Below are 17,301 nucleotides of genomic sequence, written 5' to 3'. Positions count from 1 at the left end.
CCATTGTGAACTGACTATACTGGCCCCGTGAAGTACACCCGCATCGGCGACAGCGACTGCTCGATCGCGCAGGCGCTCGACGTGGTCGGCGACTGGTGGACCCTGCTGGTCGTCCGCGATATCGCCGGCGGCTCCACCCGCTTCTCGGACCTCGCCGCGGAACTGGGCGTCAGCCGCAGGATCCTGACCGAGCGCCTCGCGCTGCTCGTGGAACGCGGGGTACTGGAACGGCGTCAGTACACTGACCGGCCCCCGCGCTTCGAGTACCACCTCACCGACGCCGGACGCGGGCTGCTCCCGGTCCTGGTGGCGCTCCAGAACTGGGGCGCACGCCACGTGATGGGCGACGGCACGCTGACCGCCACATCGGAACCCGCCTCCGCCGAAGCCCGGCGCGTCCACGCGCTGATCGGCATCCGGATCCCGCATCTGATGCTGCCCGGCGCCGATGGGAGGCTCACCGACCCTGTGGCCGAAGCCGCTTCTGTCAGCGCCGAAGCGGCCGAAGCGGCCGAAGCGGCCGAAGCGGCCGAAGCGGCCTGGACCGTCCTCTACACCTTCCCCGGTTCACCCACCGTCGAGCCCGGCCTCGCACCGGGCTGGGACACCGTCCCCGGCGGCCCCGGCTGCACCCTGGAAGCCCGCACCTTCCGTGACCGCCTCCCCGAGTTCACGCGGGCCGGCGCCGCCGTCATCGGCGTCTGCACGCAGCGTCCCGAGCAGCTGGCCCAGTTCGCGGCGTCGGAGAACCTGCCCTTCCCCCTGCTCTCCGACCAGGCCCTGGAACTCACCACCGCCCTGCGGCTGCCGTCCTTCCGCGCGGCCGGCGCGGACCGCCTCAAGCGCGCCACGCTCATCGTCGACGCCGCCCGGACCATCCGCGGCGCGCTCTACCCCGTGCCCGATCCGGCGGCGTCCGTCGACGATGCACTGCGCCTCATCGAGGGGCTGGGCGCCAAGACAGGAGTGCGGTCCGAAGCGCCGTGAAGACGCTCCGGACCGCGGTCACCCGCTGTCGACCGCCGTCACGCGGCGGCTACGGGCGGATCACCTCACTTCTGCACGCCGGCCTGCTGCCGCTCGTGCCGCGGCTGCTTCGCCTTCGGCTTCGGCTTCGCGGGAGCACCCGCGCCGACGCCCGCGGCCTGCTGCCGCTCCATCGGCTGCTGGTGCTGCTGCTGCCGGTCCATCGGCTGCTGCTGCCGCTCCATCGCGTGCTGCTGCCGTTGCGTCGCCTGCGTCTGCGGGCGGGCGGCGGCACGCTCACCGAACTCGGCGTTCTGAGTCGGCGTCATCGTCTCGGACGCGTGGCCCTCCACGACGTTGGTGATCCGGAACTTCACCGGAGGACCGTCGCCCTGCTGCTTGTCGTGCGGGCGGCACATGACCACCGAGCCGGGCTCCAGCGGCCCGTCCAGGTTGCCGGGCACGTAGGCCCGCACGTGTTTACCACCACCGACAGGGTTCAGGACCGCGATTCGCGGCATCATCTTCTCGGTTCCATCGGGCCGGGTCTCGCGCCGCGTGAAGTCGTCGAGCTCGACGACCTGGAACTTGTGCCGCACGTCCGACTTCGCGACGTGGGTGCTTTCCGTTTCGTTCTTCTTTCCGGACTTGGACATCGCCTGGACCTCCTTCAGGTCTAGCGGACCCCCGATCCAGCTACTCATCACCGGGTCCGGCGTGTCCTCTCTGCCGGGGTCATCCGGGTGAACTCCCACGGCATGCGGGGAGTTCACCCGGGTCACCGGATCAGTCCTTCAGCAGCACGAACACCACCGTGCTGGTCGCCCCCTTCTTGATCTTCACGGTCTTCACCTGCGGCTGGTAGCCGTCCTTGGCCGCGATCACCGTCAACGGGTTGTTGCGGTAGTCGAGCCACAGGGCGTAGTTGCCGTTGATGTCGGTGTGCAGGGTGTAATGAGTGGCCCAGGTGTCGATCTGGACGGTGGCGCCGGCCAACGGAACGCCGGCACCGCTCGCGTCGGTGGACGAGACGCTGCCGGCGATCTTGCCCCACGTCGCCGGGGGCTTCACCGTCATCGTCACCCCGACCGGGGTCAGCGGGTACGGGGTGTCCGAGCTCAGGCCCAGGCTCGCCGTGTACGCGCCCGGCTGGGTCACCGTCGCGTCACCGGCGTTCACCGTGACGGTGAACGTCCCGGAGGCCCCGGGGGCGAGCGTCAGGGTCGTGGCACTCTCGGTCAGCCACGGCACGTCGGTCGACGGCCCGCCGGTGTAGCCGGGCAGCACCTGCGCGGTCGCCAGCGGCGGGGTCAGTGTCCCCTGGCCGCCGCCGACCGTGTAGAAGCCCAGTGCGCCGGCGAAGCGGTAGGCGCTGACGTTGGAGTTCGGCAGCGTCGCCCACGCGTCGGCCGCCGGGTCGTACGCCCACGCCTGGTTGGTCAGGCCGCCGTCGACCACGCCGCCGGTCACCACCAGCTTGCCGTTGGCGCCGGCGGCGCCCGCCGCCCAGACCGCGGCCGGCGCGGACGCGGCCTTGGTCCAGGAGTCGGCCGTCGCGTCGTAGACGTACGTGTTCTGACTCGGCGCGCTGGCACTGGTGCCGCCGGCGCAGACCAGCTTGTTCTGCGCATCGGCGCAGGCCAGCCAGGACGTCGACTCCGGGTACGCGGCCAGCTTGGTCCACGACCCGGCCGCGGCGTCGAACACGTACACGTCGGTGGTGCCGCACGAGCTGGTGCAGCCGCCCACGATGTACAGCTTCGAGCCGATCACCGCGCTGCCCGAGCCGGCGTACGCCACCGGCGCCGCCGGTCCGGTGCTCCAGGAGTTCGCCGCCGGGTCGTAGATCTCCATCTTCGAGTCGGTGTCGCCGGAGGTGGCCCACCCGCCGACGACGTACAGCTTCCCGTTGATGAACCCGTGCGCAGGCGACTCGCGGGTGTCGCTCGCCGAGGCCAGCGCCGTCCAGGAGCCGCCCGCCGGGTCGTAGGAGTACAGCTTGTTCGAGTCGTTGCTGCCGTCGAACCCGAACCCTGAGTAGAGCTTCCCGCCGGCGAAGTCGGCGATGTCGTCCTGGATCAGGCTCGGGAAGTTCGCGATCGGCTGCCAGCTGTCACCGGCCGTCGGGGCGGTGTGGCGCACCGCCGCGGCGCCCAGCTTCTTCGAGGCCAGCAGTGCGCTGCCGGTGGTCACGTTCGCCGGCACGATCTGCGTCGGTGCCGCCGGCACGTTCTGCATCACGAACCCGCCCGGCTGCTCCCCGACGTTCAGCGTCGCCGGGGCGGTGCCGGTGTTCTTCACGGTGACCGTCTGCGTCGCGGTCCCGCCCCACGCCACGGTCTTGGCGACGGAGCCCGGCGCGACGGTCAGCCGCCCCGCCTTCAGCGCGAAGTCCGCCTCGACGACCTTGCCCGCCGCCACGGCCGGGGTCGCGGTGCCCGTGGTGTAGTGCGCCTTGGTCGCGGTCAGCGGCACCGAGCCGGTGGCCGGCGAGAAGAACCAGTAGAACGCACCCTTCAGCGCCGGGTCCGAGGTGGCCGCCGAGGTGCCGCCGACGGTCGGCGCGGCGGTCTCCGCCACGCTCACGCCGGCCAGCGGGCCCTTGGTGTTGGCGTCGGTGACCTGGCCGATCACCAGGCCGCCGGGCACCACGTCACAGGTCGGCGCGCCCAGCAGGACGTCGTCGACCTGCCAGAAGTAGGCCCAGGTGCCGGTGTAGTGGAACCGGGCCTGCACCTGCGTCTTGCCCGCCGCCTGCGGCAGCGGGATCCGCACCTTGGAGCCGTCGACCGGGGACGAGGTCTGGGCCCAGACCGACGTCCAGGTGGCGCCGCCGTCCACGCTGACCTCGACGGTCGCCGTGGAGCTGCCGTACGGCTTGTAGTACGTGGCGAAGTCGAGCTCCGGCGCGGCGACCGCGGACAGGTCCGCGACCGGCGAGGTCAGGTACGTGTCCTGCGACTTGCCGGTGCCCAGGAAGTCGCTGTCGACGATCGCGAACCCGCCGGTGCCGGTGGTCCGGTTCCCGCGCGCGCCCGGGTCGTCGAACTCCCAGCCGCCGGAGGCGGTGTTGTTCGTGATCGTCCAGCCGGCCGGCGTCGAGGTGCCGTCGAAGGTCTGGTACTGGCCGACGTGGCCGGGGGCGTACCCGGCGGCCGTGCAGTTCGCCGCGTCCACCTTGACCGAGATCGGCTGGGTCACGGTGGTGACGCCCACCGGGACCGACGTGTCCGTGGTCTGATACCCCGGGTAGGCGGCCGTGGTGTGCAGCTGGTAGGTCTTGTTCACCGGCAGCTGGATCGAGTAGGCGCCGGTCTTCGGGTTCGTGTACACCGGTCCGCCCGGCATGCCGTCCACCGTGATCGTGGCGTACAGCGGGTAGCCCTGACCGGAGCCGTCGGTCACCTTGCCGGTGACCGCGACGCGGGCCACGGCGGCCAGGGCGAAGTTCTCCGCGACGGTGGCGCCGTCGGCGACCACGACGCCGTCGACCGTCTGGTCGGCGTAGCCGAAGGCGCTGGCGGTGACGGTGTAGGTGCCGGGCAGCACGGACAGCGAGTAGCTGCCGTCCGCGGCGGTCGTCGCGCTCGTGGTCCCGGCCGACACCTTGGCGCCGGCCACCGGGCTGGTGCCGTCGGTGACCTTGCCGGACACGACGCCGTGGGGTCCGCTGGTGAACGCCGCCAGACCGTTGGGCGTGCCCAGGCCGGTCGGGCCGTCGTAGCCGGTCGTCGCGGTGCACAGGTACGCCGGAGAGCAGGTGCCGTTCGAACCCTGCGTCACGTCGTTGAGCGCCGAGGGCTTGGCGTACGGGTACGCGTTCGGGTAGGTCCCGGCCGCCGGGGTGCCCGCGGCGGCGTAGACCCCGGTGACCAGCGGTGCCGAGACGCTGGTGCCGCCGTAGACCTGCCAGCCGCTGGCCTGGTAGCTGTCGTAGACCGACACGCCGGTGGCCGGGTCGGCGACGGCGGACACGTCGGCGACGGCGCGCTTGCCGCAGCCGGTGTCCGTCTGGAAACTCGGCTTGGGCTCGTACAGCGAGCAGCCGGAGCCCGGGCCGCCGTAGGAGTTCGACCACACCGACTCGGACCAGCCGCGCGCGCTGGTGTCCTTCACCAGCGCGGTGCCGCCGACCGAGGTGACGTACTGCGAGGCCGCCGGGTAGGAGACGCCGTAGTCGCCGTCACCGGAGCTGGCGACGACCGCCACGCCCGGGTGGTTGTAGTACGGGTCCATCGCCGTGAGCTCGGACGGGTCCTCGCCGCTGCCGGCGGTCGAGGTGTAGTCCGTGCCGTAGGAGTTGGAAACGTATCCGGCACCCAGCGCGACGGCTTCGTCCACGGCCGCACCGAGGTCGGTGAAGTTCGCGCTGGTGGCCTCGACCAGGATGATGTGCGCCCGCGGCGCGACCGCGCTGACCATGTCCAGGTCCAGCGATATCTCACCGGCCCAGCCGGCGTTGGGCGCCGGGTAGGAGGTGCCGCCGGTCTGGTCGACCTTCTTGAAGCAGCCGTCGGCCGTGGTGCAGGCCGGCAGCCCGAACTGGGACCGGTACAGCGCCAGGTCGGCCTCGGCGTTCGGATCGTCGTAGGCGTCGACGATCGCGACCGTCGCGCCCGCCCCGCCGTCGGCCGGCAGGTTGTAGGCGCTGAGCAGGTCGGCCGGCCCGAAGCCGGCGGGTGTGGCCGCGGCACGCGTCAGCCCGGTGGAGCCGGCGATGTCCGTGCGCTGCAACGCGAAGCAGGTGAAGGCACCCTTGGCGGCCGGCGGGCACACCGCGCGGGCGTCGGGCTTGGCCCCGGTGCCGCTCGCGGCGTGAGGCGCGGCGGCGGGGATCGCGGCCTTGGCGGGTTCGGCGGTGGCGGCGGATCCGGCGGTCGCGTTGCCGATCCCGATCCCGGTCGTCAACGCCAGTGCGGCGGCGAAGGCGACGACCCGTCCCAAGGGAGGAGAAAGCGGTCTGTGCACGTACGGCTCCTAGGAGTTGGCGGTGGCTGCCATTTCCGTGGCGCCGTTCGACACCGGCGCCACGCTGCGCTGTGCCCTCGGTTGTCAGGATGTCCGGATGTCGTCATGTCAGTAGTCTGATCACGACTTGGAACTGAGTTTCGCCTACGCTCGCGGCCGTGTCCATACCTCGGAACCGGGCGAGGCCGGGGATGTGCGGACCCGTACACGTGGCCCCCAGTTCACTGATCGGGAACAGCGATCAGGGTTCTGCCAAGATGGAGCGCATGTCTTCAGTAGCCGGGGAACCCGCCGCTCCGACCGTCACCAACGACTACGACGACTTCGCCGAGGCGTACGCCGCGGAGACCGAGTCCAACCTCCTCAACGGCTACTACACGCGGCCGGCGGTTCTCGATCTGGCCGGGGACGTAGCCGGCCGGCGGATCCTCGACGCGGGCTGCGGGGCCGGTCCGCTGCTCGAAGCCCTGCGTGAACGCGGCGCGATCGTGTCCGGGTTCGACGCCAGCGCGAAGATGCTGGAACTGGCCGCGCGGCGGCTGGGGGACGGCGTGCCCCTGGTCCGCGCCGACCTGGCCGGGCCGCTGCCGTATCCCGACGACGCGTTCGACGACGTGGTCGCGTGCCTGGTGCTGCACTACCTGGAGGACTGGCGGGCGCCCCTCGCCGAGCTGCGGCGGGTGCTGGTGCCCGGAGGCCGGCTGATCGTGGTCGTCTACCATCCGTTCGTCTACAAGCTGTTGTATCGCGACGCCGACTACTTCGGGGTCACCGAGTTCTCCGAGGACTACACGTTCGACGGCCGGCCCGCTGTCCTGACGTACTGGCACCGGCCGCTGAGCGCGATGACCTCCGCCTTCACCGAGGCGGGGTTCCGGATCGCCGTCGTGAGTGAGCCGCCTGCCGCGCCGGGGGCTCGCGAGATGTTCCCCGAGGTCATGGAAAAGATCGACAACTCGCCGACGGGGACGTTCTTGAGCTTCCTGTTCTTCGTTCTGGAAGCCGCCTAGCCCGCCGGCTCCCGGAGCAGCGCACAGACTAGGACGGGTTCTCGTTTCACTGCGTGGATCGCCCGAGATATGTCACCACGCTGGTGTCGGCCACCGGGATCTCGTGGAAGCCCATCCGGTCGTAGAAGGCGCGGGCGCCGGTGTTCGGGGTCGGCATCACGAGGTGGATCCGCTCGGCCCCGGCCTTGTGGAGCGCGGCGAACAGCGTGGTGAGCAGGATCCGGCCGAAACCCCGGCCCTGGTACTCGGGCAGCAGGTCGATGTGCAGATGCGCCGGGTAGTCGGTGGCTTCGGGCGCGAGCATGTGCTCCGGCATGTGCAGCAGTGCCGCCATCGACTCCTCGAGCGTGGTGGGCTCGCCGGCCGGCTTCGGGTGGCGTGCGGCGACGGTGGGGAGCCACTTCTCGCGGAAGTCGCGGACGAAGCGCGGCGTGTCGCTGGTGCCGAGGACGTACCCGACGGCGCGGCCGCCGTCGTCCAGGACGAAGGCGAGGTCCGGTTCGAGCACTGTGTAGGGTCCCGCGAACATGTCGGGGAGCAGGTCGTGGTCGCGGTACACGCCGCGGGCGTCGCCGCCGGCGTTGCCGGTGCGGATGCATATGTCGTAGACCGCGTCGCGATCTTCGGGGCGGTACAGGCGCACGGTGGGTGCGGGTGCAGATGCGGACATGCGGCGGCTCCTTTCAGCCGCACCAGCCTAGATCCGCCGGCTGACAGAGATCACGCCGGGGGCGGCCGCCGAATGTGTCCCGCCGTCGGAGACATCTCTCAATAGTCTGCGATCCGCTCCGGTCGCACATACCTCGGTCGCGTCCGCTGCACGCTCCGCCTCCCGTGGTGAACCGTTCGCGGCGTGGAAAGGACGCTGCAGCGTATCGTCTTGCCCATGGATACTCTGGGGGAAGACATCCTATTGCTGGCGATCAAACCGGACGGCAGGTTCGTCTCCACGGACCTCGGTTACGCGCTGGCCGGCTCCGAGCTCGTCCGCCTGGCGGTCCGCCGCCGGGTCGACGTCGTCAAGGATCGGATCCACGTCCTGGACCCGACGCCGACCGGCGACCCGAATCTGGACGCCGCGCTGGGCAGCATCGTGGGCAAGCCCCGTCCGCCCGGCGCGAAGTCCTGGGTCGGGTCACCGCGCCGTCGCATCGTCGAGGCGTACCGGGCCCAGATGGAGGCGGCCGGCGTGATCCACGCCGACCGCAGCCGGGGCTTCCTGGGCCTGGTCACGATCACCCGGTGGACGGTCCTGGACGTGGCCCGGCAGGCCGAGGTCCGGGCCCGGCTGGACGCGATCGCCTTCTCCGGCGGGCCGGTCGACTCCGCGCAGGCGGCCCTCGGCGGGCTGGTCTACGCGGTCGGACTGCACACGGTGCTGTATCCGGGGCGCCCGGGCAAGCCGATGCGGGAGCGGCTGAAGGCGGTCGCCAAGAAGCGCACCACGGCTCCGGTCCGTTCGGCGATCGACGGCGCCATCCGGGCCTCGACCGACTCCGCGGTCTCCGCCGCCGGCGACGCGGCGATCCAGGCTTCGGTCGACGCCGCCACAGCCGCGGCGATCGATGCGTCGGTCCAGGCGGCTACGGATGCTGCGATCGCGGCTTCGATCGACGCGGCGGTCAACGCCTCGATCGACGCCGCGGTCAGTGCGTCGATCGACGCGGCGGTCAGCGCTTCTGTCGACGCTGCGACGAGTCATAGTCATAGTCATGACGGTGGCGGGGGTGGGGGACACCATCACTGAGGTCAGACCGCTGAGCCATCTGAACGGCCCGGGCTTGCCGCCGCGGCGAGCGGCGTGATCGGCTGAGCCATCATGCCTTCGCCGAACGACGACCGCACCGCCGCGCTGAGCATCCAACTCGCCCGGGCCCACCAGGAGCTGCGCCGCCAGGTCGCCGCGATCAGAGCCGATCTCGGTCGCCGCCGCATCGAGAACGCCACAGACGCCACACTCGTCACCCACTGCCTCGCCTTCTGCGACGCCCTGGCCACGCATCACCGGGGCGAGGACGAGGCCCTGTTCGCGCGACTGGTCCGGGCCCGTCCCGACCTCGCGCCGACGGTGGCCAAGCTCGTCGAGGACCACGGCCTGATCGCCACGATCCTGGCCCGGGTGGCGGAACTCGCCGACGAAGCCGCCGGAGCCCGGTCCGAGGTCCGGACGCTGGACCTGATCGCCGCCGAACTGGACGGCCTGGCGGCGATCATGGAGTCTCACTTCGGCTACGAGGAGCGCACGATCGGCCGGGCGCTGGACCACGACGTGACGGACGACGGCTGGTCTGCGATGGTGTTCCGGTTCACCGCGCGAAAGGATCGATGATGCGGACCCTGGGTTTGCTGGGTGGCATGAGCTGGGAGTCCACCGCGATCTACTATCAGCACCTCAACCGCGGTGTCCGCGAACGCCTCGGCGGCCTGCACTCCGCACGCCTGCTGCTGGCCTCCGTGGACTTCGCCGACATCGAGGCCATGCAGTCCGCCGATCGGTGGGACGACGCCGGCAGCCATCTCGCGGCCTGGGCGCGCAGCCTCCAAGCCGGCGGCGCCGAGGCCCTGCTCCTGTGCACCAACACCATGCACCGCGTCATCGCCCCGATCGCCGACGCGGTGACCGTCCCCGTGCTCCACATCGCCGACGCGACCGCCGACGCCCTCCTCGCCGACCACGTCCACACCGTCGGTCTTCTCGGCACCCGGTACACCATGGAGCAGGACTTCTACACCTCCGTCCTCCGCGACCGTGGTCTCAAGGTCCTGACGCCGTCCGAACCCGCCCGGACCACCGTCCACGACACCATCTACGACGAACTGTGCCTCGGCGTGGTGCGCGAGGAGTCCCGCCGAGCCTTCCTGGCCGTCGTCGAGGACCTGCGGACCGCCGGCGCCCAAGCCGTCATCCTGGGCTGCACGGAGATCGGCATGCTCCTCGACGCCGGCAACTGCCCCCTGCCGGTGTACGACACCACGCTGCTCCACGTGAAGGCCGCCCTGGACTGGGCCCTGGCCTGAGTCGTCCTCACCGGCGGCACCCGGCCTACGCTGGAGGTATGACGAGTTCCGCAGCATGCCGCCCGTTGCTGTTCCTGGATGTCGACGGTCCGCTGAACCCCTTCGCCATCCACCTGGAGGCCCTTCCCGCGGAGTATCAGGTCCATGAGATGCGCCCCGATCTGTGGGCGGATCCGATGCTCCAGCCGCTGCGCGTGTGCCTGAACCCGGCCCACGGCGCGCGCCTGCTGGCCCTCCCGGCCGAACTGGTCTGGGCCACGTCGTGGGAACACGACGCCAACTCCTGGATAGCGCCGCGGCTCGGACTGCCGGAACTGCCGGTGGTGGGCTGGCCGGAGGACCTCAACGCCCACGCGCCGGCCGATCTGTGCTGGAAGACGCCGACCTTGCTGGAGTACGCGGCCGGCCGCCCCTTCGCCTTCATCGACGACGACATCACCGACGCGGACCGCCTGTACGCCGAGGCCCGCTGTGAGGCGCCCATGCTGTTCCACCATGTCGATCCGGCGAAGGGGCTCACCGACGCGGACTTCGCGGTGCTGGCGGAGTGGCTCGGGGCGCTCTGAGCTCGGCTTTCCCCATCCTCCACCCTTCCCGACACCGCTGTCGGGAAGTGCGCTAGGCTGCCGGAGGTTCCCGACGCCTGTGTCGGGAAGATGTCCGCCCTCCTCGGGAGTCCTCCGGCATGTACCTAGCTCTTCGCGACCTGCGCTTCGCTCGCGGTCGATTCCTCCTGATGGGCGCCGTCGTGGCGCTCATCGCACTCCTCGGCGTCCTCCTGTCCGGGATGTCGACCGGCCTCACGGACTCGGGGGTCTCCGGCCTCCGGGCCCTGCCTGTCAACGGGTTCGCGTTCTCCGCCGACGCTTCCGGCGAGCTGTTCTCCCGCAGTACGGTGACCCGCTCGCAGTGGGAACAGTGGAGCCGTTCACCAGGTGTTCAGGACGCCGCTCCGTTCGGTGACGCGCTCGCGCACGCGACGGTCACCGCCGGAGCGGTTCCCGGCACGCAGGTGGATGTGGCCGTGTTCGGCGTCGTGCCGGGCAGCTTCCTCGACCCGGCGCCCGCCTCCGGCCGCGCCCTGGCCACACTTCCCGCGGGGACCGACGGCGTCCTCGTCAGCCGGCAGGTCCTCGACGAGGGCGTCCGCGTCGGTGACCACCTCGGCATCGATCGGAGCGGTGTCGTGCTGACGGTCGTCGGGACGGTCGACACCCAGTCCTACGGCCACGTCGCCGTCGCCTACGCGCCTCTGGCCACATGGCAGAAGATCCACTATGGGCTGCCCGGCGAACTGCCCGCCGCCGCACGTGATGTCGCGACCGCCGTCGCGGCCAAGACCGGCGCCGGCTTCCACGCCGCTGCGGCCGACCATGCCGCCGGCACGCACTGGGTGACCAAGCCCGCGTCGTACTCCGCGTCTCCCGGCTACAGCGCCGAGTCCGGAACGATGAAGCTGATCAGCTGGTTCCTGTACGTCATCTCGGCGCTCGTGGTCGGGTCCTTCTTCACGGTCTGGACCGTGCAGCGCAAGCCTGAGATCGCGTTGCTCAAGGCCATCGGCGCGTCCGGGGGCTATGTCGTCCGCGATGCGCTGGCTCAGGCCGCGGCCGTGCTGCTGCTGGCCACGGCGGGGGGAACCGCGATCGGATTGGCCGTCGGCCGCACGCTCATGGGCTCCGCGCCGTTCTCCTTGCGTCCCGCGCCGGTCGCGACGGCCGCTCTGTCCCTGGTCGTGCTCGGGCTGATCGGTGCTTCGGTCGCTGTTCGGCGCATCATGTCCGTCGATCCACTCACCGCGTTGGGAGCCGACCGATGAGCCTTCAGCTGGCCGAGGTGGGACTGAGGCTCGGTGCCGGTGACACGGCCGTGACCGCGATCGCCGAGGTGGACCTCGCCGTCGCGCCGGGGGAGACGGTCGCCGTCGTCGGCCCGAGCGGGTCGGGCAAGTCGAGCCTGCTCGCGGTGGCCGGGGCGTTGCGCCGGCCGACCTCGGGGTCCGTCCGCATCAACGGCCTGGTGACGTCGGCACTCTCCGACCGGGCTCTGACCGCGGTGCGCCGTGACCACGTCGGCTACGTGTTCCAACAGGCGAACCTGTTCGCCGCGCTCACCGTCCGCGAGCAGCTTCTGATCCCGCGCCACGTCAGCGGCCGGATCGGCGCGGAGGACCGGACCCGCGCCGACGAACTCCTCGCCGCCGTCGGCCTGGAGCACCGTGCCGGGCACCGCCCCCACCAGTTGTCCGGCGGCGAACGGCAGCGTGCGGCCCTGGCCCGGGCGCTGATGGCCCGGCCGGCGGTGCTGCTCGTCGACGAGCCGACGTCGGCGCTGGACCGGGCCGGTTCGGTGCGGATCGCCGAGCTGATCGCCGCGCGGACCCGGGCCGCGGGGTGCGCCACGCTGATCGTCACCCACGACCACGACATACTGGGATACGCCGACCGCGTCCACGAACTGCGGGACGGCCGACTGACCTGACGCACCCCCAGGACCGGAGCGCCGAATGCCCAAGATCGCGGCCGCCACCCTCGCCGAGCACCAGGCGGCCCAGCGCCGGGCGCTGGTCGCCGCGGCGATGGAGACGCTGCTCGCCGACGGCGCGGCCGCGATCACCCCGGCCGCGGTGGGCCGTCGCGCGGGACTGGCACGCTCCAGCGTGTATCAGTACTTCCCGTCGACGGCCGCGCTGGTGGCGGCGGTGATCGAGGAGGCGTTCCCCCCGTGGGACACCGCGCTGGCCGCCGCCCTCGACGGGGTCGAAGCACCCGCCGCGCGGATCGACGCCTACGTCGAGGCCACGCTGCGCCTCACGGCCGAGGGCCGCCACCGGGCGGCGGGCGCGCTGCTGAACGCGGACCTGCCGCCGGAGGTCCGGCGCCGGCTGGCGGAGCTGCACCGTGCGACGACCGAGCCGCTGTCCCGGGCGGTGCGCGAGCTCGGGGTGCCGGACCCGGACCTGACGGCTCGTCTGCTCGGCGGGCTGCTCTCGGCGGCGATGGCGGCTATCGAGGGCGGCGCCGATGCGGAGGTCACGGTGCGGCGGGTGAAGGCGATGCTCGCTGGAGAGTTGGGGGGCTGACGGGCCCGGCGCGGCGTGGTGGGGCCCGGCGCGTCGTGGCCGGGCCCGACGCGGCGTGGCCGGGCTCGGCGCGTCATGGCCGGGCTCGGCCTGGCAGGCCCTACTGGGCTACTGGGCTACTGGGCTACTGGGCTACTGGGCTACTGGGCTTCTCGGTGTCGCCGGTCGTCCGCGGCGGCGAACCAGGCCCAGCCGTCGAGGCCGCCGTTCCGAAGGTCCCCGGCCGGCCAGTCCTCGGTGCTGAGCTCCGTCGCCGACGCCGTGATCTGTTGCCCGGTCAGCCCCGGAGCCGCCGCGGACGCAGGATCGTGTACACGGCCACGCCCAGGAACAGCATGCCGGTGAGGAACGGGGCCCAGCCGTGCACGTGCTGCTGGTGCAGCATGTCCGCGACGGTCGAGGTCGAGCCGTCGGAGTGGACGCACAGTGCCCCGGCGGGCATCTCCCGGTCGTTGCACTCGGCAGGGCCGGTCCAGGCGCGGATGCCGCCCCAGAGCAGATAGCCGCCGAGGGCGGTGAGGACCAGCGCGCGCAGCGGCGGTGGGAGTTTGCGGATGACGAGCCCGAGCATCACGGTCCTGACATTGAGTGATGGGTGAAGTCCGGGCAAGCCTAGAGGTGTGATCGTCGCGCCCGCGGGCCCGTGTCCTGATCGTTAGCGCCCGGTCGCGATCCGGTTCACACGGTGGTGACAAAGCGGACCTGATCATGCAACAACCGCAGGCCACAGTGGGTCCATGAAGACTCTTCGGCGCGAATCCGGTGGCGAGCGCCGCCGCTCCGAGTGGAGCTGGCGGCGGGAGCTGGTTGAACTGTCCGTGCTCTTCCTCGCGGTGGGGACCGCGGGGTTGTTCACCGAGATGCTGGGGCGGCGGCATTACGGGTGGATGTTGCTGATCGTGCTCGGGGCGGCGTTGTTGGCGGCATCGGTGTTGCAGTGGTGGTGGCGGGCTCACGGGCCGGGGCGGTTACGGGCGCACAAGCCCTTCGCTTCGGTGCGGCCGGCTGGTGGCTTCGAGGAGGACCTGGGGGAGTGGCGCGAGGAGGCGCTGAACCTGTGGCGGATCCGCGCCGTGGTGCGGGATCGGCCCGGAAGCCTCGCGGCGGTGTGCGAGCGGTTGGCGGGGCTCGGGGCGAACATCGTCGGGCTCCAGGTGCATCCGCTCGGGGAGGGCGTGCTGGACGAGTTCCTGGTGGACGTGCCGCCGGAGGTGGGTGGGGACGCCATCAGAGCCGCTGTCGCCGCGGCCGGTGCGGAGGTGCCGCACGTGGACCGGGCCGCCAGGGATGATCTGACCGACGCGCCGGCGCGGGTTCTGGCGCTGGCGGCGCGGATGGCGTCCGGGGACGCGGGTCTGCCCGTGGCGCTGCATGATCTGTTCGGGCAGTGCGCGGTGGCGTGGGATCCGCGGGAGGCGGAGGAGGCGTCGTGCGTGGGGACGTTGATGACGCTGCCCGATCCGAGCGGCGGCACGCTGATGCTGAGCCGGGAGGGGCTGGACTTCACGCCGACGGAGTTCGCGCGGGCCCGGGCGCTGGTCGGATTGTGCGGGGAACTGCGGGGGCGAATGGCTGTGTGATTTCGCGCGGCGTGTCGGGCTGAGAAAATTTCGGGGGCCGAATCGCATGGCCCCCGAAAAGCATTCTCAATTGTCGGCGCCGACCAGCCGGCCGACCGCCGCGGTGAGTTCGGCGCGGCGGGGCGGCCCCGAGACCCGGTGCGTGACGTGCCCGTCGGGGTCCAGGACCAGCACCGTCGGCGTGCGGAGCACGGTCAGGCGGCGCGTCAGGTCGAGGCGCTCCTCGGCGTCGATGTCCAGGTAGGAGACCGCGTGCCGGTCGGCGATCTCGGTGAGGAGACGGCGGGTCGGGGCGCAGTACCGGCAGACCTTCGAGGAGAACTGGACCAGGGTGGCGCGGGCGTCGAGGTCGATGCCGAGGTCGGCCGCGGCCAGCCGGTCGGGGGTGGCGGCGGCAGCGGTGGCGCGCACGGTGCCGTCGGTCCGCCGGCGCCACAGGCCGAAGGCGGAGGCGGCGATCAGCACGCCGGCGGCCGCCAGCAAACCGGTGAGATCCATGTCGGACAGAGTGCAGCCGTCTCACTGGTTATTCCACATCATGTCCGGTGCTTGAGACGCGGATATCCACCGCGGATCCCGCGACCTACTCTGGCCCGATGACGGAAACCCAGGTCACGCCGCCCGCCGGGCGTGTGGACGTCCGCGGCCCGCGGTTCGGAGCGACGGTGACCACCGTCGTGCTCCTCGTGGTGCTCGCCACCGGCAGCGGGTGGCTCCTCGCCGCCCAGGCGGTCGTCTTCGCCGCCGGTGCTGCGGGCGGTCTGCGCCGTGCCCCCTATGGTCTGCTCTTCGCGCGCCTGGTCCGCCCCCGCCTCGGCCCGGCCACCGCCTTCGAGGACGAGGCGCCGCCGCGCTTCGCCCAGGGCGTGGGTCTGCTGTTCGCCGTGGTCGGCGCCGTCGGCTACCTCGCCGGGGTGCCCGCCCTCGGCGTCGCGGCCACCGCGCTGGCCCTCGCCGCGGCCTTCCTGAACGCGGCGTTCGGGTTCTGCCTCGGCTGCGAGATGTACCTGCTGCTGGTGCGGGTGCGCAGGCGTTCGGCCTAGCCGGCACCTCGGTCCGGGGAAGTTTCGGAGGCCGATATGAATGGCCTCCGAAATTCGCGGAATACGAAGGCTTTCGAAGAGTCCATATATCGGACGGGAAATAGACGCGGAATCGCGTTCGTGTCACGCTCTCCTCATGTCTCGCGAAGGAATAGCTCTCGTCAGTCGGCGGCACGTCGACTTCGGACGGGTCTTCAGCGCCTGCTGTCCGTCGGCGCGCTGACCCACCTCGACGTCTTCCTTCCCTGACCACGCAGCGGCCTCGCCGCTGCTCGCCGGTGTGTCCGGCGATCCTTTTCTGGAGCCTCCCCGTGATACGCATCAAGTCTGCCGCTCGTGCGGCCGTGGCCTTCGGCGCCGTCATCGGCCTTGCCGGAGCCGCCGCGGCGTGCAGTTCGTCGAAGAGCACGAAGAGTGCGGGCACCGACGCCGAGCCCGCCGCGGCGACTTCCTCGGCCGGCGGCGGGACGGCGGCCTCGGAGCTGCGGCTCGGCTACTTCGCCAACGTCACCCACGCCACCCCGGTGGTCGGCGTCGCGCACGGGGACTTCGCCAAGGCGCTGGGCACGACGAAGCTGTCGACGCAGATCTACAACGCCGGCCCCGCGGAGATGACCGCGCTGCTGGGCGGCCAGCTGGACGCCGCGTACGTCGGCCCGTCGGCGGCCCTGTCGGCGTTCGTGCAGTCACACGGCGAGGCGCTCAAGATCGTCGCGGGAGCCACCACCGGCGGCGCCGAGCTGGTGGTGAAGCCGGGCATCGGCTCCGCGGCGGATCTGAAGGGCAAGACCCTGGCCACGCCGCAGAAGGGCAACACCCAGGACGTCGCGTTGCGGTTCTGGCTCAAGCAGCAGGGGCTGACCGCGAACGCCGACGGCACCGGCGACGTGTCGGTGGACCCGCAGGACAACGCCACCACCCTGGACCAGTTCAAGGCCGGGCACATCGACGGCGCGTGGCTTCCGGAGCCGTGGGCCTCGCGCCTGGTGCTGGAGGCCGGGGCCAAGGTGCTGGTCGATGAGAAGGACCTGTGGCCGAACGGACGGTTCTCCACCACCACGCTGGTCGTCTCCTCCGACTTTTTGAAGAAGCACCCGGACAGCGTCCGGGCTCTGATCGACGGCCAGATCGCCGCCAACCAGTGGATCACATCTTCCCCGGCCGACGCCCAGCAGCTGGTCAACGACCAGCTGAAGAAGCTCACCGGCAAGGCGCTGACCGCCGAGGCGATCAAGCGTGCGTTCGGCGAGCAGACCGCGACCGACGACCCGCTGGCCGCCACCCTGCAGACCTCGCTGGACCACGCCGTGGCCACCGGGCTGCTGAAGAACACCGACCTGCACGGGATCTTCGACCTGTCGATCCTCAACGCCGAACTCGCCAAGAACGGCCAGCCGGCCGTGTCCGACGCGGGTCTGAGCAAGAAGTAAGGGGAGGGACCGTGACCGCCACCATCGAGATCGAACCGGGGGACACCACCGTCCGTGCCGACGCCGCGGTGCGTCTGGCGGGCGTCACCAAGACGTTCCGCGATGGTGGCGCCCCGGTCCTGGACGGCATCGACCTGACCGTGGCCCCGGGCGAGTTCGTGTGCCTGCTCGGGGCCTCCGGTTGCGGCAAGTCGACGCTGCTGA

General features: G+C 71.4%; 18 protein-coding genes. 13 read left to right on the top strand and 5 right to left on the bottom strand.

Annotated elements, in window-relative coordinates:
- The first annotated feature begins 27 nt into the window (after positions 1 to 27).
- Positions 28 to 987, top strand: a complete 960-nt coding sequence (locus ABD466_RS38735) for a winged helix-turn-helix transcriptional regulator (protein ID WP_344662272.1) — start codon at positions 28 to 30, stop codon at positions 985 to 987.
- Between the two features lie 65 nt (positions 988 to 1,052).
- Here the strand turns inward: ABD466_RS38735 and ABD466_RS38730 are convergent, their stop codons facing one another.
- Positions 1,053 to 1,622, bottom strand: coding sequence for a hypothetical protein (locus tag ABD466_RS38730; protein ID WP_344662271.1), 570 nt, complete (start codon positions 1,620 to 1,622; stop codon positions 1,053 to 1,055).
- 130 nt (positions 1,623 to 1,752) lie between these two features.
- Positions 1,753 to 5,934, bottom strand: a complete 4,182-nt coding sequence (locus ABD466_RS38725; protein WP_344662270.1) for a Kelch repeat-containing protein — start codon at positions 5,932 to 5,934, stop codon at positions 1,753 to 1,755.
- A 266-nt stretch (positions 5,935 to 6,200) separates the two neighbouring features.
- On the opposite strand from ABD466_RS38725, the gene ABD466_RS38720 reads away from it, so the two are divergent.
- Positions 6,201 to 6,944, top strand: coding sequence for a class I SAM-dependent methyltransferase (locus tag ABD466_RS38720; RefSeq protein ID WP_344662269.1), 744 nt, complete (start codon positions 6,201 to 6,203; stop codon positions 6,942 to 6,944).
- Between the two features lie 46 nt (positions 6,945 to 6,990).
- On the opposite strand, the gene ABD466_RS38715 is transcribed toward ABD466_RS38720, so the two are convergent.
- Positions 6,991 to 7,614 carry a GNAT family N-acetyltransferase gene (locus ABD466_RS38715; RefSeq protein ID WP_344662268.1) on the bottom strand — a complete coding sequence of 208 codons (624 nt, stop codon included), beginning with the start codon at positions 7,612 to 7,614 and terminating at the stop codon, positions 6,991 to 6,993.
- 216 nt (positions 7,615 to 7,830) lie between these two features.
- On the opposite strand from ABD466_RS38715, the gene ABD466_RS38710 reads away from it, so the two are divergent.
- The 7 genes from ABD466_RS38710 to ABD466_RS38680 all read left to right on the top strand — a co-directional run bounded on the left by ABD466_RS38710 (position 7,831) and on the right by ABD466_RS38680 (position 13,044).
- Positions 7,831 to 8,691, top strand: a complete 861-nt coding sequence (locus ABD466_RS38710) for a GOLPH3/VPS74 family protein (RefSeq protein ID WP_344662267.1) — start codon at positions 7,831 to 7,833, stop codon at positions 8,689 to 8,691.
- A gap of 72 nt (positions 8,692 to 8,763) precedes the next feature.
- On the top strand, positions 8,764 to 9,273 hold the full coding sequence (locus tag ABD466_RS38705) for a hemerythrin domain-containing protein (RefSeq protein ID WP_344662266.1): 510 nt from the start codon (positions 8,764 to 8,766) through the stop codon (positions 9,271 to 9,273).
- Positions 9,273 to 9,962 carry an aspartate/glutamate racemase family protein gene (locus ABD466_RS38700; RefSeq protein WP_344662265.1) on the top strand — a complete coding sequence of 230 codons (690 nt, stop codon included), beginning with the start codon at positions 9,273 to 9,275 and terminating at the stop codon, positions 9,960 to 9,962. The genes ABD466_RS38705 and ABD466_RS38700 overlap by 1 nt, the downstream gene beginning before the upstream one ends.
- A 38-nt stretch (positions 9,963 to 10,000) precedes the next feature.
- Complete coding sequence (locus tag ABD466_RS38695) at positions 10,001 to 10,528, top strand: HAD domain-containing protein (RefSeq protein WP_344662264.1); 528 nt, start codon at positions 10,001 to 10,003, stop codon at positions 10,526 to 10,528.
- Between the two features lie 119 nt (positions 10,529 to 10,647).
- A complete protein-coding gene (locus ABD466_RS38690) occupies positions 10,648 to 11,781 on the top strand; it encodes an FtsX-like permease family protein (protein ID WP_344662263.1) in 1,134 nt (377 codons plus the stop codon).
- A complete protein-coding gene (locus ABD466_RS38685) occupies positions 11,778 to 12,443 on the top strand; it encodes an ABC transporter ATP-binding protein (RefSeq protein WP_344662262.1) in 666 nt (221 codons plus the stop codon). The genes ABD466_RS38690 and ABD466_RS38685 overlap by 4 nt, the downstream gene beginning before the upstream one ends.
- A 25-nt stretch (positions 12,444 to 12,468) precedes the next feature.
- Complete coding sequence (locus tag ABD466_RS38680) at positions 12,469 to 13,044, top strand: TetR/AcrR family transcriptional regulator (protein WP_344662261.1); 576 nt, start codon at positions 12,469 to 12,471, stop codon at positions 13,042 to 13,044.
- Positions 13,045 to 13,321: 277 nt separating this feature from the next.
- Here the strand turns inward: ABD466_RS38680 and ABD466_RS38675 are convergent, their stop codons facing one another.
- Positions 13,322 to 13,615, bottom strand: coding sequence for a hypothetical protein (locus ABD466_RS38675; protein WP_344662260.1), 294 nt, complete (start codon positions 13,613 to 13,615; stop codon positions 13,322 to 13,324).
- A gap of 166 nt (positions 13,616 to 13,781) precedes the next feature.
- Between ABD466_RS38675 and ABD466_RS38670 the strand changes: the two genes are divergently transcribed.
- The gene (locus ABD466_RS38670) at positions 13,782 to 14,624 is read left to right on the top strand and encodes an ACT domain-containing protein (protein ID WP_344662259.1); all 843 of its coding nucleotides are present in this window, start codon (positions 13,782 to 13,784) and stop codon (positions 14,622 to 14,624) included.
- Positions 14,625 to 14,690: 66 nt separating this feature from the next.
- Here ABD466_RS38670 and ABD466_RS38665 read toward each other — a convergent pair whose 3' ends face one another.
- Positions 14,691 to 15,122 carry a TlpA family protein disulfide reductase gene (locus ABD466_RS38665; RefSeq protein ID WP_344662258.1) on the bottom strand — a complete coding sequence of 144 codons (432 nt, stop codon included), beginning with the start codon at positions 15,120 to 15,122 and terminating at the stop codon, positions 14,691 to 14,693.
- A gap of 98 nt (positions 15,123 to 15,220) precedes the next feature.
- Here ABD466_RS38665 and ABD466_RS38660 point away from each other — a divergent pair, with 98 nt between their 5' ends.
- The 3 genes from ABD466_RS38660 to ABD466_RS38650 form a co-directional block, all read left to right on the top strand.
- On the top strand, positions 15,221 to 15,667 hold the full coding sequence (locus ABD466_RS38660) for a DUF4395 domain-containing protein (RefSeq protein ID WP_344662257.1): 447 nt from the start codon (positions 15,221 to 15,223) through the stop codon (positions 15,665 to 15,667).
- Between the two features lie 320 nt (positions 15,668 to 15,987).
- Positions 15,988 to 17,097, top strand: a complete 1,110-nt coding sequence (locus tag ABD466_RS38655) for an ABC transporter substrate-binding protein (protein ID WP_425558850.1) — start codon at positions 15,988 to 15,990, stop codon at positions 17,095 to 17,097.
- Positions 17,098 to 17,108: 11 nt separating this feature from the next.
- The coding region (locus ABD466_RS38650; RefSeq protein WP_344662255.1) for an ATP-binding cassette domain-containing protein at positions 17,109 to 17,301 on the top strand (193 nt) is incomplete at its 3' end.

Origin of the sequence: Catenulispora subtropica, from assembly GCF_039531675.1 — a bacterium.
In the GTDB taxonomy this organism is placed as follows: domain Bacteria; phylum Actinomycetota; class Actinomycetes; order Streptomycetales; family Catenulisporaceae; genus Catenulispora; species Catenulispora subtropica.
Note: the sequence above shows the minus strand (reverse complement) of the source record. Positions and strands in the feature narration are given on the sequence as shown.

Excerpts from the sequence above, each read along its gene's own strand:
- ABD466_RS38730 (WP_344662271.1), bottom strand. The coding sequence starts at position 1,622 with ATGTCCAAGTCCGGAAAGAAGAACGAAACGGAAAGCACCCACGTCGCG.
- ABD466_RS38720 (WP_344662269.1), top strand. The coding sequence starts at position 6,201 with ATGTCTTCAGTAGCCGGGGAACCCGCCGCTCCGACCGTCACCAACGAC.
- ABD466_RS38715 (WP_344662268.1), bottom strand. The coding sequence starts at position 7,614 with ATGTCCGCATCTGCACCCGCACCCACCGTGCGCCTGTACCGCCCCGAA.
- ABD466_RS38710 (WP_344662267.1), top strand. The coding sequence starts at position 7,831 with ATGGATACTCTGGGGGAAGACATCCTATTGCTGGCGATCAAACCGGAC.
- ABD466_RS38705 (WP_344662266.1), top strand. The coding sequence starts at position 8,764 with ATGCCTTCGCCGAACGACGACCGCACCGCCGCGCTGAGCATCCAACTC.
- ABD466_RS38700 (WP_344662265.1), top strand. The coding sequence starts at position 9,273 with ATGCGGACCCTGGGTTTGCTGGGTGGCATGAGCTGGGAGTCCACCGCG.
- ABD466_RS38695 (WP_344662264.1), top strand. The coding sequence starts at position 10,001 with ATGACGAGTTCCGCAGCATGCCGCCCGTTGCTGTTCCTGGATGTCGAC.
- ABD466_RS38690 (WP_344662263.1), top strand. The coding sequence starts at position 10,648 with ATGTACCTAGCTCTTCGCGACCTGCGCTTCGCTCGCGGTCGATTCCTC.
- ABD466_RS38685 (WP_344662262.1), top strand. The coding sequence starts at position 11,778 with ATGAGCCTTCAGCTGGCCGAGGTGGGACTGAGGCTCGGTGCCGGTGAC.
- ABD466_RS38680 (WP_344662261.1), top strand. The coding sequence starts at position 12,469 with ATGCCCAAGATCGCGGCCGCCACCCTCGCCGAGCACCAGGCGGCCCAG.
- ABD466_RS38675 (WP_344662260.1), bottom strand. The coding sequence starts at position 13,615 with ATGCTCGGGCTCGTCATCCGCAAACTCCCACCGCCGCTGCGCGCGCTG.
- ABD466_RS38670 (WP_344662259.1), top strand. The coding sequence starts at position 13,782 with ATGAAGACTCTTCGGCGCGAATCCGGTGGCGAGCGCCGCCGCTCCGAG.
- ABD466_RS38665 (WP_344662258.1), bottom strand. The coding sequence starts at position 15,122 with ATGGATCTCACCGGTTTGCTGGCGGCCGCCGGCGTGCTGATCGCCGCC.
- ABD466_RS38660 (WP_344662257.1), top strand. The coding sequence starts at position 15,221 with ATGACGGAAACCCAGGTCACGCCGCCCGCCGGGCGTGTGGACGTCCGC.